The organism is Variovorax ureilyticus, from assembly GCF_050632185.1.
Taxonomy (GTDB): Bacteria; Pseudomonadota; Gammaproteobacteria; order Burkholderiales; family Burkholderiaceae_C; genus Variovorax; species Variovorax ureilyticus_A.
The window spans coordinates 2,417,896-2,433,366 of sequence record NZ_CP192579.1 but is presented as its reverse complement, the minus strand read 5'-3'; the positions used below and the strand labels follow the sequence as shown (position 1 = coordinate 2,433,366).

The window sequence follows — 15,471 nt, the reverse complement described above, 5'->3', positions numbered from 1 at the left end:
GGCTTTGCCGGGCCGATGAGTGCGCCCCCTTGAGGGGAGCGCCGAAGGCGCATGGGGGTGCTACCAGAGTTTCCACCAGGGATCGTCCTTGGCGCGGAAGCCGCGGGACAGGTATTCGCTCTTCGGATAGTTCTGGGTCAGCACGCGCTTGGCATCGTCGCGCAGCTCAGTCATGCCCAGCTTGTCGTACGACATGACCATGATGTAGAGCGCTTCTTCGAGTGCCGGCACTTCGCGGTAGTCCGCGAGCGCGATTTGCGCGCGGTTGACGGCCGCCAGGTACGCGCCGCGCTCGTAGTAGTAGCGCGCCACGTGCACTTCATACTGGGCCAGCGAGTTGACGATGTAGTTCATGCGCTGCCGGGCGTCCGGCGTATAGCGCGATTCGGGGAAGCGGGTCACGAGCTCCTTGAAGGACTCGAAAGACTCCTTCGCGGCTTTCTGATCGCGCTCCGAAAGGTCCTGGCGCGTCATGAACGCGAAAAGACCGAGATCGTCGTTGAAGTTGATCACGCCCTTGAGATAGAGCGCGTAATCGAACGCCGGGCTCGCCGGATGCAGCTTCATGAAGCGATCGAGCGTGGCGATGGCGCCGGGCTTGTCGCCCGCCTTGAACTGGGCATAAGCCTTGTCGAGCTGGGCCTGCTGGGCCAGCGGCGTGCCGGCAGCGCGGCCTTCGAGCTTCTCGTACAGCGGGACGGCCTTGTCGTAGGAGCCGGAGTCGGCTTCGTCCTTGGCTTCGGAGTAGATGCGGTTGGGGCTCCAGTTCGCGGTCCTGTCGACCTCGGTCGACGAGCAGCCGGCCACCAGCCATGCCGCCGCACAAAGGGCCAGCCAGCCAGGGACAACCGATAATTTGGCGCGAAACATCAAGTAAGGCTTTCGTGAAACAGGTGCCTTCAATTATATCGGCCGGGTCCTCGGGCGCCCCCTGGACGCGGCGGAGCACGACGAGGCGGGCGAGCTCTCCGATGCCAGCGAAATCCGCACTTTCCTGATCGGCGAAACCCAGCACGCGCAGCGCCTGGACCGGGCGCTTGCCGCGCTCGTGCCGGAGTTCTCCCGCAGCTATCTCCAGCAACTCATCGATGCCGGCATGGTGGAGCTCCAGGGCAGGGTGGTCAGCAAGCCCTCTGCGACGGTGCATGCCGGCGAATCGGGGCGCATCGAGCTTCGTCCGACGCCGCAAAGCCAGGCTTTCCGGCCGGAGACGATGCCCATCGAGGTGCTGCACGAGGACGAGCATCTGCGCGTCATCGACAAGCCGGCCGGACTCGTGGTGCACCCCGCGCCGGGCAATTGGAGCGGCACTCTGCTCAACGGATTGCTGGCGCTCGATCCGCGCGCGGCGCTGCTGCCGCGCGCCGGCATCGTTCATCGGCTCGACCGCGACACGAGCGGGCTGATGGTGGTGGCCCGCAGCCGCGCGGCGATGGATGCGCTGGTGGCGCTGATCGCGGCGCGCGAGGTCAAGCGGCAGTACATCGCGATGGCGCACCGGGCCCGGCAGGGCGCCGAAACGAGGCATGTGGACAGCCCGATCGGCCGAGATCCTCGCAATCGCCTGCGCATGGCGGTCGTCGACCTGGACCGTCACCCTGGGAAGCCGGCGCGGACCTTGATAGAGATGCTCGACAGCAACGATCTCGGCTGTGCGGTGCGTTGCACGCTGGAGACGGGGCGCACCCACCAGATTCGTGTGCACATGGCTTCGATCGGTCATCCGCTGGTGGGCGACGCCCTGTACGGCGGGGCCGAGGCGGCCGGGCTGGCACGGCAGGCGCTGCACGCTTTCAGGCTCGGGTTCGTGCATCCAGTGACCGGCCGGAGCATGGAGTTCCAGTCGCCGCCGCCGGCCGATCTCGTGCAAGGCATGGCACATTGGGGGCTGGATTACAATCGCGCCTGACGGTCCCGAGGGGCCGCGCCGGCGACCTGATGTCGGCTTCGCGTTGCGTATGCCGCGTGCCCGCAGCGCCTTCTTCCATCCATCTGAACAAGCGTCCTTGTGGCGCCTTTTCCCGGATAACGCGAACCATGAATACGGCGGATGCCAAGCGCATTCTCGAAACCGCCTTGATCTGTTCGACACAGCCGTTGCCGGTGCGCGAACTGCGCGTGCTGTTCGACGACGAACTGGGTGCGGACACCATCAAGTCGCTGTTGCACGAGTTGCAGGAAGACTGGTCGCAGCGCGGCCTCGAGCTCGTGAGCGTCGGGAGCGGCTGGCGTTTCCAGAGCCGCCCCGAGATGCGCGATCACCTCGATCGCATGCACCCCGAGAAGCCGCCGCGCTACACGCGCGCCGCGCTCGAAACGCTGGCGATCATTGCGTACCGCCAGCCGGTCACTCGCGGTGACATGGAGGACATCCGGGGCGTCACCATCAATTCGCAGATCCTCAAGCAACTCGAGGACCGCAACTGGATCGAAGTCATCGGTCACCGCGAGACGGTCGGACGCCCCGCGCTCTACGCGACCACCCGGCAGTTTCTGGACGACCTCGGTCTCGCCTCGCTCGATCAGTTGCCGGTGATCGAATCGCCGGCGCAGCAGGGAGCGCTGATCGATGCGCTGGACCGGGCGGCAGACGCAGAGCAATCGGCGTTGCCGATCGACGAACCGGCCGACGAGGCCCAGGCGGTGACCGCCGAGGGCGATTCCGCCGCCGCGCTTTTCATGGCCGACCCGCAGGATGTCCCGCCGGCCGAGCCCTTATTCACCCCTGTAGAAGCAGACGCCGCGCCCGAAGAGGCCGACACCACCGCTGTCACTTCCGGAACCCGATCATGAGCTCCAACGATCCGCAAGCCGCGGCGACGCTGCCGACCGAGCCTGCTTCAGAAGAACGCGGGGACCTCGCGCAGCCGCCTTCCTCCGAAACCGGCGCCGCCGTCCCGACGGCGGAAGGCGCCGCAGAGGCGCCCCGCAAGCGTCGTCCGCGCCGTCGGAAGCCTGCTGGCGATGCCGAAGCCACGCTGCAGTCCGTTGAATCGGTCGAGGCGGCCGATGCGGGGGAATCCGACGCTTCCGTCGTTGACGCACGCCAGGTGCCCGCACCGGAAGAGGCACCGGCGGTCGAAGCGCCAATCCCCACGGAAGCCGACGACAAAGACGAAGTCGAAGATGAAGAGGAGGAGCCGGACGAGGACGAAGACGATCTCGACCGCGCCCGCCGTGCCGCGGAGCGCGAGCAGCGGAACGCGCCGCCGCCCGAGCCGATCCGGTTTGCCGACGTCATTTCGGGCCAGTTCGACGCCGACGAGGAAAGCCCGGAGGTGCCGCCGCTCAAGCGCGTGCTGCTGCCGGAGGCCGATTCGCCCAAGCTGCACAAGGTTCTTGCCCAGGCCGGCCTGGGTTCGCGGCTGGAGATGGAGCAACTCATCCTCCAGGGCCGGATTTCGGTCAACAACGAGCCGGCCCACATTGGCCAGCGCATCCAGTGGGGCGACCAGGTCAAGATCAACGGCAAGCCGATCCGCTTCCGGATCGCGCCGCCGCCGGCCCGCGTCATTGCTTATCACAAGCCCGTCGGCGAAGTCGTCACGCATGACGATCCGCAGAACCGGCCCACCGTCTTCCGGAAGCTTCCGCGACTTCAGCAGGGCAAGTGGCAGTCGGTGGGGCGGCTGGACCTGAATACCGAAGGGCTGCTGCTCTTCACGAGTTCGGGCGAGCTGGCCAACCGGCTCATGCATCCGCGTTTCGGACTGGAGCGCGAGTATGCCGTCCGGGTGCTTGGCGCGCTCAGCAACGAGGAAAAGCAGCGCCTGCTCGAAGGGGTCCGCCTCGACGACGGCATGGCGCAGTTCGGGACGATCGAGGACGGCGGCGGCGAAGGCTCCAACTGCTGGTATCGCGTCACCATTTCCGAGGGTCGCAATCGCGAGGTGCGGCGCCTGTTCGAGTCGGTCGGCCATGCCGTGAGCCGCCTCATCCGCATCCGCTACGGTGCGATGGTGCTCCCGCGCGGGCTCAAGCGCGGGGCGTGGATGGAGCTCGACGAGCGCGACATCCGCGCGCTGTTCCAGGCGGCCGGCGCGTCGCCTGTCGAGCGTGCCGCGCGCTCAGGCGGAGGCGGCAAGGCCCAGGAGGGCGGCGGGCGAAACGGCCGCGGCCGGAAACGGCGCGGCAACCGCAACGGCAATGGCGATGGCTCGCAGGGAGAACGCGAGACGCCCATCCCGAATCCGTTGACGCACGGTCCGGCGGCGCGGGCCGAGCGCGGCGGGCAGGGCGCGTCCCAAGGCCGCCGCGGCCGAGGCGGCCAGGGGCAGCAGGGTCGCAACCGGCAGGGCGAGGATCGCCAGCCGGGCGGCGCCAATCAGCCCGATCCGATGAAGACCTCGCTGGGCTACATCGGCGCCGACAGCTTCTCGCGGCAGCGCAAGGAACAACGCCAGGGGGACGCCGTGGCGGTCCTTCCGGCGGCAACTTCGGCGGGCAGGGCGGCGGCGGCCGTCGCCGCGGCCGCTGATATCCGGTACGCACGGCAATGTTTCGCCCGCCCTCTTGCGGGTTGACCCTGTCGCGCCGGTTAAAATCAAAAGCTTTGTCAAGGGTCGCAGCCCCGCGTTGCGGCACTGATGGAACCTATTCATATCCAAGCACTCAGGAAAGCACTTCAATGGCTATCGAACGTACCCTCTCCATCATCAAGCCCGACGCAGTCGCCAAGAACGTCATCGGCAAGATCGTCTCCCGTTTCGAGGCCGCCGGCCTGAAGATCGTGGCCGCCAAGCTGGTCCAGCTGTCGCGCGCCGAGGCGGAGCAGTTCTACGCCGTCCACAAGGAGCGCCCCTTCTTCAAGGACCTCGTCGAGTTCATGATCTCGGGTCCGGTCTTCGTGCAAGTGCTCGAAGGCGAAGACGCCATCGCCAAGAACCGCGACCTGATGGGTGCCACCGACCCGAAGAAGGCCGCCGCCGGCACCATTCGCGCCGACTTCGCCGACAGCATCGACGCCAATGCGGTGCACGGCTCCGATGCGCCCGAGACCGCCCGGGCCGAAGTCGCCTTCTTCTTCGCCGGCCTCAACGTCTACGCGCGCTGAGGACCAGACTCCCGACGCAATGACCACGGCCAACCTGCTCGACTTCGATCTCGAGGGCTTGGCCGCGTTTTGCGAACGGCTGGGCGAAAAGCGTTTCCGCGCAACGCAGCTCTTCCGCTGGATTCATCAGCGGGGTGCCAGCGATTTCGCGCAGATGACCGATCTCGCGAAGACGCTTCGCGAGAAGCTCGCCACCACGGCGCGTGTCGAAGGACTGCCGGTGGTGACCCAGCACGAATCCGCCGACGGCACCATCAAGTGGCTGTTCGATGTCGGCGACGGCAACGCGGTCGAGGCCGTGTTCATTCCCGAGGACGACCGCGGTACCTTGTGCGTCTCCTCGCAGGCCGGCTGCGCGGTCGGGTGCCGCTTCTGCTCCACCGGCCACCAAGGCTTCAGCCGTAACCTCACCACGGGTGAAATCGTCGCGCAGCTGTGGTTCGCCGAGCACTTCCTGCGCAAGCACCTGCAGCGCGACGAGCGGATCATCTCGAACGTCGTGATGATGGGCATGGGCGAGCCGTTGCAGAACTACGCGGCGCTGGTGCCGGCGCTGCGCACCATGCTCGACGACAACGCCTATGGGCTGTCGCGCCGCCGGCTGACGGTTTCGACGTCCGGCGTCGTTCCCATGATGGACCGGTTGGGCGAGGACTGCCCGGTCGCGCTGGCGGTGTCGCTCCACGCGCCCAACGATGCGCTGCGCAATGACCTGGTGCCGCTGAACCGCAAATACCCGATCGCCGAGCTGCTCGCGGCCTGCAAGCGTTACCTCGAGCACGCGCCGCGCGACTTCATCACCTTCGAATACTGCATGCTCGACGGCGTGAACGATCAGCCGGAGCATGCGCGCCAACTGGTGGAACTGGTGCGTTCGCAGGGCGTTTCCTGCAAGTTCAATCTGATCCCGTTCAATCCGTTCCCGGCTTCCGGGCTGGTGAGATCGCCTCAGTCGCGGGTGCTTGCCTTCGCCAAGGTGTTGAGCGAGGCGGGGATCGTGACGACCGTGCGAAAGACGCGCGGCGACGACATCGATGCCGCGTGCGGCCAGCTGGCCGGCGACGTCAAGGATCGCACGCATGCGGCCGAGCGCATGGCGCAGCGGCGAACCGTTGTTTTGCATCCGGCCCTTGTGAGGGCTGCCAAATCCACTGCCCAGGAGCAATGATCCGATGAGAAAGGCTTTCCCCCTCGTGCATGACACAGTGATGCGCGCGCTTTTCGCGGTTGCGGCGGCGTTCCTGCTGGCGTCTTGCGCGACCAAGGACGGTGGTGTGTCGAGCACCTCGGGGGCACCAATGCCTCTGCCATCATGACCGAGTCGGATGAAACCAATGCCCGCAAACGCGCCAAGCTGCGCGTGGAGCTGGCCATCGGCTATTTCCAGCAGGGGCAGACCACCGTCGCGCTGGACGAGATCAAGCAGGCACTGGCGGCCGACCCGACGTTCCCCGATGCCTACATCCTGCGCGGTGTCGTCTACATGCGTCTCGATGATCCCGCCGGCGCTGAGGACAGCTTCCGCCGTGCGCTCGCCCTGAATCCGCGCGAGCCCAATGCGCTGCACAACTACGGATGGCTGCTCTGCCAGCAGAATCGCTTTGCCGATGCGCAGCAGCAGTTCAACGCGGCGCTGTCTGTTCCCAGCTATCCCGACCGCGCCAAGACGCTCATGACGCAAGGCATCTGCCAGCTCAAGGCGGGGCAGCGCGCGGAGGCGGAACGCAGCCTGACGCAGGCCTACGAGATCGACGCCGGCAATCCGGTGATCGGCTACAACCTCGCTTCGATGCTTGCGCAGCGCGAGGAGTGGTCGCGCGCCCAGTTCTACATCCGCCGCATCAACAACAGCCCGTCCGCCAGCGCCGAGACGCTCTGGCTCGGCATCAAGATCGAACGCCAACTCAACAATCGTGAGGCCGTTTCGCAACTGGGCGCCCAGTTGCAGCGTCGCTTCCCCAGTCGCGGGAGGCGCTGGCTTTCGAGCGCGGAAACTTCAATGATTGAGCGGGCAAGTGAGTTCGGGGCATCGGCTGCGGTGCCCCTGGTCGGTGGCGACAGTACGAACATGACCGCCGGCGGCATGCTGCGCGAAGCGAGGGAGGCGCATGGGCTGCACCTCGACGTGGTGGCGGCGGCGCTCAAGGTGTCTCCGCAGAAGCTCGCGGCATTGGAGGCCGACGACATCGCCTCCTTGCCAGACCCGGTCTTCGCCCGTGCGCTGGCGGCGAGCGTCTGCCGGGCCCTCCGGATCGATCCGGCGCCCGTGCTCGCCAAGCTGCCCGGGGCCCAGCGTCCCGGTTTGGCGGAAGCCGACCGCACCATCAGCAAGAGCCTGCGTTCGGCGTCGCCGCGTTCGGGCGGTGCGGGCGCCTTGCCGTCCCGGCCGCTGGTGATCGTCGTCGTCCTGCTGCTGATCGGCGCCGCGGTGCTGTTCTGGCTGCCGCAGTCGCTCTTCGATCGGGTGAGCGATTCGGTCTCTCGCCTGATGCAGCGCAGTGCATCCAGCGAGCAGGCGTCAGCTTCATCGAAGCCGGAAGGTTCGGCTCCAGGGGCCGTGACCGAGGCAGCCTCGCCTGCGCCGCTGGCCGAGCCAGCACCGCCGCCGCCCGCGGAGGCACCCCCGTCGAGCCGGCGCCGGCAACTGCCGCTCCAGCGGCGCCCAGCAGCGACCTGATCGTCTTCGTCGCACGCGACGACACCTGGATCTCCGTCGCCGAGCCCGGCGGCAAGCAGTTGCTGCATCGCACCGTCAAGGCCGGCGAGACCGTCGGATTGACCGGCACGCTTCCGTTGTCGGTGGTCGTCGGCCGCGCCGCGGGTGTCCAGGTGCAGGTTCGCGGCAAGCCCTTCGACCTCGCACCGCTCGCGCGCTCCGGAGGCGTGGCGCGGTTCGAAGTCAAACCTTGAGCGAGACATCATGACCGATAGCTCCAGCAATCTTGGCTGCCTGCCGATCGAAGCCGCCGCACCGAAGGCGCGGCGCTCGCGGCAGGCCAGCGTGACGTGGGGGCCGCGGACCGTCACGATCGGCGGCGATGCGCCGGTGCGGGTGCAGTCGATGACGAACACCGACACCGTCGATGCGATCGGCACCGCGATCCAGGTCAAGGAGCTCGCGCTCGCCGGATCGGAGCTGGTCCGCATCACGGTCAACACGCCGGAAGCGGCGGCGCAAGTGCCATACATCCGCGAGCAGCTCGATCGCATGGGCGTCGACGTTCCGCTGGTTGGAGATTTTCACTACAACGGCCACCGGTTGCTCACTGAATTTCCGGCCTGCGCCGAGGCGTTGAGCAAGTACCGCATCAACCCCGGCAATGTGGGCAAGGGCGACAAGCGCGACCGCCAGTTCGGCCAGATGATCGATGCGGCGATGCGGTGGAACAAGCCGGTTCGCATCGGCGTGAACTGGGGCAGTCTGGACCAGGAACTGCTGGCGAGCCTCATGGACACCAACAGCCGGCGTGCGGAACCCTGGGACGCCAAGCAGGTGATGTACGAGGCGCTGATCACCTCCGCCATCGAATCCGCCCGCCTTGCCGAGTCGATGGGCATGGACGGCAACCAGATCATCCTGAGCTGCAAGGTCAGCGGCGTGCAGGATCTGATTTCGGTGTATCGCGAGCTCGCGAAGCGCTGCGACTACGCCCTGCACCTCGGCCTGACCGAAGCCGGCATGGGCACCAAGGGCACGGTGGCTTCGGCGACCGCACTCTCGATCCTGTTGCAGGAGGGCATCGGCGACACGATCCGCGTGTCGCTCACGCCGCAGCCGGGTGAATCGCGCACGCAGGAAGTCGTGATTGCCAACGAGATCCTGCAGGCGCTCGGTCTGCGCGTGTTCGTGCCCAGCGTGACCGCATGCCCCGGATGCGGCCGCACCACCAGCACGACCTTCCAGGAGCTTGCCAAGCAGATCGACGACTATCTGCGGATGCAGATGCCGCTCTGGCGCACCCGATACCCGGGCGTCGAGACGATGAAGGTCGCCGTGATGGGTTGCATCGTCAACGGCCCGGGCGAAAGCAAGCACGCCGACATCGGCATCAGTCTTCCCGGCACCGGCGAAGCGCCTGCGGCGCCGGTCTTCATCGACGGCGAAAAGGCGCTCACGCTGCGCGGCGACGACATCGCGCGCGAGTTCCACAAGCTGGTCGAGAACTACGTTGAAAAACGCTTTGGCGGCGAGCATGCCGCACAAGCTGTCTGAGCACTGCAATCCATGGCTGAAAAACTCAATGCCGTCAAAGGCATGAACGACATATTGCCGCCCGAGTCGGCGCGCTGGGAATGGCTCGAAGCCACCGTGCGCGAATTGATGGCGCGCTTTGCCTATCGCAACGTCCGAACGCCGATCCTCGAGCACACGGCGTTGTTCGTGCGCGGCATCGGCGAGGTGACCGACATCGTCGAGAAGGAGATGTATTCCTTCCACGACCGCTCGGACAAGTACGGCGACAACGACCATCTGACGCTCAGGCCGGAGAACACGGCGGGCCTCGTGCGCGCGGTGGTCGAGCACAACATGCTCTACGACGGCGGCAAGCGCCTCTGGTACATCGGTCCGATGTTCCGGCGCGAGAAGCCGCAGCGGGGGCGTTTCCGCCAGTTCCACCAGATCGGCGCCGAGGCGCTGGGCTTTGCCGGCCCCGACGTCGATGCGGAACTGATCCTGCTGGCCAATGCGCTCTGGAAGGCGATCGGCCTGACGGACGTGCGCCTCGAGTTGAACAGCCTCGGGCAGCCGGCCGAGCGCGCGCAGCACCGCGCCCAGCTGATCGCCCATTTCGAAGGTCACGCCGACAAACTCGACGAAGACGCGAAACGCCGTCTGCACAGCAATCCGCTGCGGATTCTCGACACCAAGAATCCCGCGATGAAGGACATCGTGGAGTCGGCGCCCAAGCTGATCGACTTCCTGGGTGCTGAATCGCTCGCGCACTTCGACGGGCTCAAGGCCATCCTCGACGCGAACGGCATTGCCTACACGATCAATCCTCGCCTGGTCCGCGGGCTCGACTATTACAACCTCAGCGTGTTCGAGTTCGTGACGGACCGCCTGGGCTCGCAAGGAACGGTCTGCGCCGGCGGCCGCTACGACGATCTGGTCGCGCAGATCGGCGGCAAGCCCGCCCCGGCCGTGGGCTGGGCGATCGGCGTCGAGCGGATCCTCGAGCTGATGAAAGAGCAGGGCGCCGCCATCCCGGTCCCGGTGCCCGATGTCTACGCCGTCGTGCCCGACGCAGCTGCGATGCCCGTCGCTCTGCGCACCCTGCAGCAACTGCGCGAAGCTGGCGTGCGTGCGCAGATGCATGCGGCCACGGTCGATGGTCTCGGAAGTTTCAAGTCCCAGTTCAAGAAGGCCGACGCCAGCGGCGCGAACTACGCCCTGATCTTCGGGACGGACGAACTCTCTCGCGGAGAGGTCATGGTGAAGGCGCTGCGCGACGGCACCGGCGCACAGACGGCCCGCCCGCTCGCCGACGCGACCGCATGGGCCGCCACCCTACAATCCTCGGCTCCCACGGAAACGCCGGGCCGCTCCCAAGTTTCCGTGTCCCCCTCGGGGGGCGGACTCGGCGAGCCGAGTCCCGGGGGTCTTTCAACCAATTGACAGCGCATGGCCACCCATCTCGATCTCGAAGAACAGGAACAGCTCGACCAGCTCAAGCATTTCTGGAACACCTACGGCACCCTGATCACTTGGGCCGTGCTTCTCGTGGCCGGCGCCTTCGTGGCGTGGAACGGTTGGCAGTACTTCCAACGCAACAAGGCGGCGCAGGCGTCCGCGCTGTATGACGAAGTCGAGCGCAGCGCGCAGGCCGGCGACACCGCCCGCCTCGAACGCGCGCTGGCCGACATGAAGGCCAAGTTCGCCGGCACGGCCTATGCGCAGCAGGCGGGCCTGCTGGCCGCCAGGACGCTCTACGACAAGGGCAATGCGGAAGCGTCCCGCGGCGCGCTCGCTTGGGTGGCCGAGAACGCGGTCGACCCCGGCTACAAGGTGGTCGCGAAGCTGCGGCTCGCCGGCGAATTGTTGGATGCCAAGTCCTACGACGAAGCGCTCAAGCAGCTTTCCGGCGAGGTCCCCAAGGAATTCGAGGCGCTGGTGGCCGACCGCAAGGGTGACATCTACCTTGCGCAGGGCAAGCGCGAAGAGGCCAAGGCCGAATACCAGAAGGCGTGGTCCGCCTTCGACACGCACACCGACTATCGCCGTCTCGTGGAGATCAAGCTCAACGCCGTCGGCGTCGATCCGAAGAGCCTGGCGTCGCAGACCGGTGTCGCATCCCCTGCCAAGAACACACCATGAATTTCAAGCGTTATCTGCCCTCGGCGCGCGTTTTGCGCACAGGGTCCGCCGTGGTCCTGATCGCTGCGCTGGCGGCCTGCTCCGGGACGCCGCGTCCGAAGCCGGTCGAACTGCCTGCCAACGTGGCCGTCATGGGCGTGCGGCAGGCCTGGACTGTGCGCATTCCGGCGGTCAACTTCCCATTGGCGACCAACGTCGCCGGCGACAACGTCGCGCTGGCTTCGAGCGACGGCACCGTCGTGGTGATCGATGCGCGCGCGGGCCAGGAGGTCTGGCGCGCGAATGCGGGCGCACCGCTGGTCGCGGGCGTCGGCAGCGACGGCGCGCTGGTGGCCGTCATCACCACCAACAACGAACTGGTGGCGCTGCAGGGTGGCAAGGTGCTCTGGAAGCAGCGCCTGAGCGCCCAGGCCTTCACGCCGCCGCTGGTGGCGGGGCGCCGCGTCTTCGTTCAGACTGCCGATCGCACCACCAGCGCGTGGGACGGCCAGTCCGGCCGCCGCTTGTGGGCGCAGCAGCGCAATGCCGAGAACCTGGTGCTCAAGAAGCCCGGCGTGCTCCTTGCCGTGGGCGACACCCTGCTGGTCGGCGTCGGTGGCCGGCTGGTCGGCGTCAACCCGGCCAACGGCACGAGCCGGTGGGAAGCCCCCATCGCCGCGCCGCGCGGCACGAACGACGTCGAGCGGCTGGTCGACCTGACCGGCACCGTGAGCCGCGTGGGCGACAGCGTCTGCGCAAGGGCTTATTCCGCCACCGTCGGCTGCGTCGATGCTGCTCGCGGTGCGCTCGTGTGGAGCAAACCGGCGTCGGGCGCGGATGGCGTCGGCGGCGACGATCGCTTTGTCTACGGCACCGAGGACAACGGTTCCGTGGTGGCTTGGCGCCGCGCGGATGGCGAGCGCGCATGGCAGCAGGCCGATTTGCTCAAGTACCACATCCTCACCGCGCCGCTCGCCGTGGGCCGTTCGCTGATCATCGGCGACGCAACCGGCCAGGTGCATTTCCTTTCGCGTGACGATGGTGCCCCGCTGAATCGCATCACGCCGGACGGATCGCCCATCGCGGCAACGCCGGTGGTTTCCGGCAATACGGTCGTGGTCGTCACCCGCAACGGCGGCGTGTTCGGCTTGCGGCCGGAGTAATCCGATGAAAGGGCGCCTTCAATGAAGCCGGTCATCGCACTGGTCGGGCGTCCGAACGTCGGCAAGTCGACGTTGTTCAATCGCCTGACGCAAACGCGCGACGCCATCGTCGCGGACTTCGCGGGGCTCACCCGCGACCGCCACTACGGCAACGGCCGCCTGGGCAAGCACGAGTTCATCGTCATCGACACCGGTGGCTTCGAGCCTGATGCCGGCAGTGGCATCTTCAAGGAGATGGCCAAGCAGACGCGGCAGGCAGTGGCCGAGGCCGATGTCGTCATCTTCGTGGTCGATGCGCGCGAAGGACTGTCGGCGCAGGACCATGACATCGCCAACGAACTGCGGCGCCTCGGCAAGCCGTGCCTGCTCGTCGCCAACAAGGCCGAGGGGATGCACGACAGCGCGAAGCTCGTGGACTTCTACGAACTCGGGTTCGGCGAGGTGCATGGAATTTCGGCGGCACACGGGCAGGGCATCCGCGGCCTGGTCGAGCTTGCGCTCGAACCGCTCAATCTCCCCGAAGACGACGAGGACGAGGAAGAGGAAGCCAACAAGCCGGTCAAGCTGGCGGTTGCCGGCCGTCCGAACGTCGGCAAGTCGACGCTGATCAACACCTGGCTCGGCGAGGAACGCCTGGTCGCCTTCGACATGCCCGGCACGACCCGCGATGCGATCATGGTGCCCTTCGAGCGCAACGGGCAGCGCTTCGAGCTCATCGATACGGCCGGTCTGCGTCGCAAGGGCCGGGTGTTCGAGGCGATCGAGAAGTTCTCGGTGGTCAAGACGCTGCAGGCGATCGAGTCGGCCAACGTGGTCCTGCTGCTGCTCGATGCGACGCAGGGTGTCACCGACCAGGACGCCCATATCGCGGGCTACATCCTCGAAAGCGGCCGCGCCGTGGTGATCGCGGTCAACAAGTGGGACGCGGTGGACAGCTACCAGCGAGAACAGGTGCAGCGCCAGATCGAGATCCGTTTGCCGTTCCTCAAGTTCGCGGCACTGCACTTCATCTCGGCGGCCAAGCGGCAGGGGCTGGGCCCGCTCTGGCAATCGATCGTGCAGGCGCACAAATCCGCGACGCGCAAGATGTCGACGCCGGTGCTCACGCGGCTGTTGCAGGAAGCCGTGCAGTTCCAGGCGCCCAAGAAGTCGGGGATGTTCCGGCCGAAGATGCGCTATGCGCACCAGGGCGGCATGAACCCGCCGGTCATCGTGATCCACGGCAACTCGCTGGAGCACGTGACGGACGCTTACAAGCGCTTTCTCGAAGCGCGTTTTCGCAAGGAGTTCGATCTCATCGGCACACCCTTGCGGATCGAACTCAAGACCTCGCACAATCCATACGCGGACAAGGACGCCTGAGCGGCCGCGCTTCCGTCGAGAGACGCCTTTTTTCGAAGGCTTTTGGGGCTTTCTTGCTGCGGCGCGGAATCGCTGTGTTAAGGTGACCGGCTCAACAACAACTCTTGAACACGGAGAATATCGTGAGCAATAAAGGGCAACTTCTACAAGACCCATTTCTGAACACCCTGCGCCGAGAGCACGTGCCGGTTTCGATCTACCTGGTCAACGGCATCAAACTGCAAGGTCAGATCGAGTCTTTCGACCAGTACGTCGTGTTGCTTCGCAATACGGTGACCCAGATGGTCTACAAGCATGCCATCTCCACCATCGTGCCCGGGCGGGCCGTCAACTTCTCGGTCACCGAGAGCGACGACGCAGCAGCCTGAGCAGGCACGGAGCGCGGTGGACCACCCACCGCGCTTTTTCCATTTGATTCCGATTGTCTGAGCCAATCCCCCGGAAAGATGGCGCCGTCGTTCTTGTCGGCGTGGACTTTGGGCTGCCCCATTTCGACAGCGAACTCGAGGAACTGGGCCTGCTCGCGCAAACTGCCGGGCTCGAGCCCGTTGCACGCCTTGTCTGCAAGCGCAAGGCGCCCGATGCCGCACTGTTCGTGGGCAGCGGCAAGGCAGAGGAAATCCGCGAGCTCGCCGAGCTGTACCGCGCCAGCGAAGTCATCTTCGACCAGGCGCTGAGCCCCGCGCAACAGCGCAATCTCGAGCGACAGCTCGGCGTGGCGGTCTATGACCGCACTTTTCTCATCTTGGAGATCTTCGCCCAGCGTGCGCGCTCTCACGAGGGCAAGCTGCAGGTCGAGCTGGCGAGGCTGCAGTACCTGAGCACGCGGCTCGTGCGTCGTTGGTCCCACCTCGAGCGCCAGCGCGGCGGCATCGGCACGCGCGGCGGTCCCGGCGAAACGCAGATCGAACTCGACCGCCGCATGATCGGTGAGGCGATCAAGCGCACGCGCGAGCGCCTCGCCAAGGTCCAGCGCCAGCGCGGCACCCAGCGCCGGCAGCGCGAGCGGCGCGACACCTTCAACATCTCGCTGGTCGGCTACACGAACGCCGGGAAGTCATCGCTGTTCAACGCATTGGTCAAGGCTCGTGCCTACGCAGCCGACCAGTTGTTCGCCACGCTCGACACGACCACGCGCCACCTCTATCTGGGCGATGCGAGCCGCAAGGTCTCGCTGTCCGACACGGTCGGCTTCATCCGGGAGTTGCCGCACGGGCTGATCGATGCCTTCAAGGCCACCTTGCAGGAGGCGGTCGATGCCGACCTGCTGCTCCACGTGGTCGATGCCTCCAATCCGCATTTCCCCGAACAGATGGCCGAAGTGCAGGCCGTGCTCAAGGACATCGGCGCGGACGCCGTGCCGCAACTGCTGGTGTTCAACAAGCTCGATGCCATCGAGGCGAACCGGCGACCGCTCCAGTTGAGCGACGAGATCAATGTCGACGGTGTGCAGGTGCCCCGGATCTTCCTCAGTGCCCGAACGGGCGAAGGGCTGCCGGCATTGCGCGCCGAGCTGGCGCTGCGCGCCCGTCCGGAGCCCGATGAGGGCATGACCCCAGGGGCCGGCGCCGAATTGCACGATGCCGCCAGTTGAATTG

The 15,471-nt window shown here is 66.5% G+C and carries 14 protein-coding genes and 1 pseudogene; 14 read left to right on the top strand and 1 reads right to left on the bottom strand.

From position 1 onward, the window contains the following. Positions 1-60 precede the first annotated feature (60 nt). Positions 61-870 (bottom strand): outer membrane protein assembly factor BamD, encoded by an 810-nt coding sequence (locus ACQ858_RS11985; protein ID WP_431272972.1) that lies wholly within the window; start codon positions 868-870, stop codon positions 61-63. A gap of 61 nt (positions 871-931) precedes the next feature. On the opposite strand from ACQ858_RS11985, the gene ACQ858_RS11980 reads away from it, so the two are divergent. From ACQ858_RS11980 to hflX, 14 genes and pseudogenes are all read left to right on the top strand, one after another. Beyond that, positions 932-1,909, top strand: coding sequence for an RluA family pseudouridine synthase (locus ACQ858_RS11980; protein ID WP_431276841.1), 978 nt, complete (start codon positions 932-934; stop codon positions 1,907-1,909). A 128-nt stretch (positions 1,910-2,037) separates the two neighbouring features. Next, entirely contained in the window at positions 2,038-2,793 is a 756-nt protein-coding gene (scpB, locus tag ACQ858_RS11975) for an SMC-Scp complex subunit ScpB (protein WP_431272971.1), read from the top strand. Next, positions 2,790-4,477, top strand: a pseudogene (locus tag ACQ858_RS11970) (pseudouridine synthase). The gene scpB and the pseudogene ACQ858_RS11970 overlap by 4 nt, the downstream one beginning before the upstream one ends. Before the next feature lie 150 nt (positions 4,478-4,627). Next, positions 4,628-5,053: a nucleoside-diphosphate kinase gene (gene ndk, locus ACQ858_RS11965; protein WP_431272970.1), complete on the top strand. Its 426-nt coding sequence runs from the start codon at positions 4,628-4,630 to the stop codon at positions 5,051-5,053. 19 nt (positions 5,054-5,072) lie between these two features. After that, on the top strand, positions 5,073-6,221 hold the full coding sequence (rlmN, locus tag ACQ858_RS11960; protein ID WP_431272969.1) for a 23S rRNA (adenine(2503)-C(2))-methyltransferase RlmN: 1,149 nt from the start codon (positions 5,073-5,075) through the stop codon (positions 6,219-6,221). A gap of 144 nt (positions 6,222-6,365) precedes the next feature. Next, positions 6,366-7,730, top strand: a complete 1,365-nt coding sequence (gene pilW, locus ACQ858_RS11955) for a type IV pilus biogenesis/stability protein PilW (protein ID WP_431272968.1) — start codon at positions 6,366-6,368, stop codon at positions 7,728-7,730. A 59-nt stretch (positions 7,731-7,789) separates the two neighbouring features. After that, positions 7,790-7,963 carry a DUF4115 domain-containing protein gene (locus tag ACQ858_RS11950; RefSeq protein WP_431272967.1) on the top strand — a complete coding sequence of 58 codons (174 nt, stop codon included), beginning with the start codon at positions 7,790-7,792 and terminating at the stop codon, positions 7,961-7,963. Between the two features lie 10 nt (positions 7,964-7,973). Then, positions 7,974-9,266 carry a flavodoxin-dependent (E)-4-hydroxy-3-methylbut-2-enyl-diphosphate synthase gene (gene ispG / locus ACQ858_RS11945; RefSeq protein WP_431272966.1) on the top strand — a complete coding sequence of 431 codons (1,293 nt, stop codon included), beginning with the start codon at positions 7,974-7,976 and terminating at the stop codon, positions 9,264-9,266. A 12-nt stretch (positions 9,267-9,278) separates the two neighbouring features. Continuing rightward, positions 9,279-10,670 carry a histidine--tRNA ligase gene (gene hisS / locus ACQ858_RS11940; protein ID WP_431272965.1) on the top strand — a complete coding sequence of 464 codons (1,392 nt, stop codon included), beginning with the start codon at positions 9,279-9,281 and terminating at the stop codon, positions 10,668-10,670. Positions 10,671-10,676: 6 nt separating this feature from the next. Then, positions 10,677-11,369 carry a YfgM family protein gene (locus tag ACQ858_RS11935; RefSeq protein ID WP_431272964.1) on the top strand — a complete coding sequence of 231 codons (693 nt, stop codon included), beginning with the start codon at positions 10,677-10,679 and terminating at the stop codon, positions 11,367-11,369. Then, positions 11,366-12,511 (top strand): outer membrane protein assembly factor BamB, encoded by a 1,146-nt coding sequence (bamB, locus tag ACQ858_RS11930; protein ID WP_431272963.1) that lies wholly within the window; start codon positions 11,366-11,368, stop codon positions 12,509-12,511. The genes ACQ858_RS11935 and bamB overlap by 4 nt, the downstream gene beginning before the upstream one ends. Before the next feature lie 21 nt (positions 12,512-12,532). Continuing rightward, complete coding sequence (gene der, locus ACQ858_RS11925; RefSeq protein ID WP_431272962.1) at positions 12,533-13,873, top strand: ribosome biogenesis GTPase Der; 1,341 nt, start codon at positions 12,533-12,535, stop codon at positions 13,871-13,873. 122 nt (positions 13,874-13,995) lie between these two features. Next, on the top strand, positions 13,996-14,241 hold the full coding sequence (hfq, locus tag ACQ858_RS11920) for an RNA chaperone Hfq (protein WP_093161960.1): 246 nt from the start codon (positions 13,996-13,998) through the stop codon (positions 14,239-14,241). Positions 14,242-14,294: 53 nt separating this feature from the next. Further along, positions 14,295-15,467 (top strand): GTPase HflX, encoded by a 1,173-nt coding sequence (gene hflX / locus ACQ858_RS11915; RefSeq protein ID WP_431272961.1) that lies wholly within the window; start codon positions 14,295-14,297, stop codon positions 15,465-15,467. The last annotated feature ends 4 nt before the right edge of the window (positions 15,468-15,471 follow it).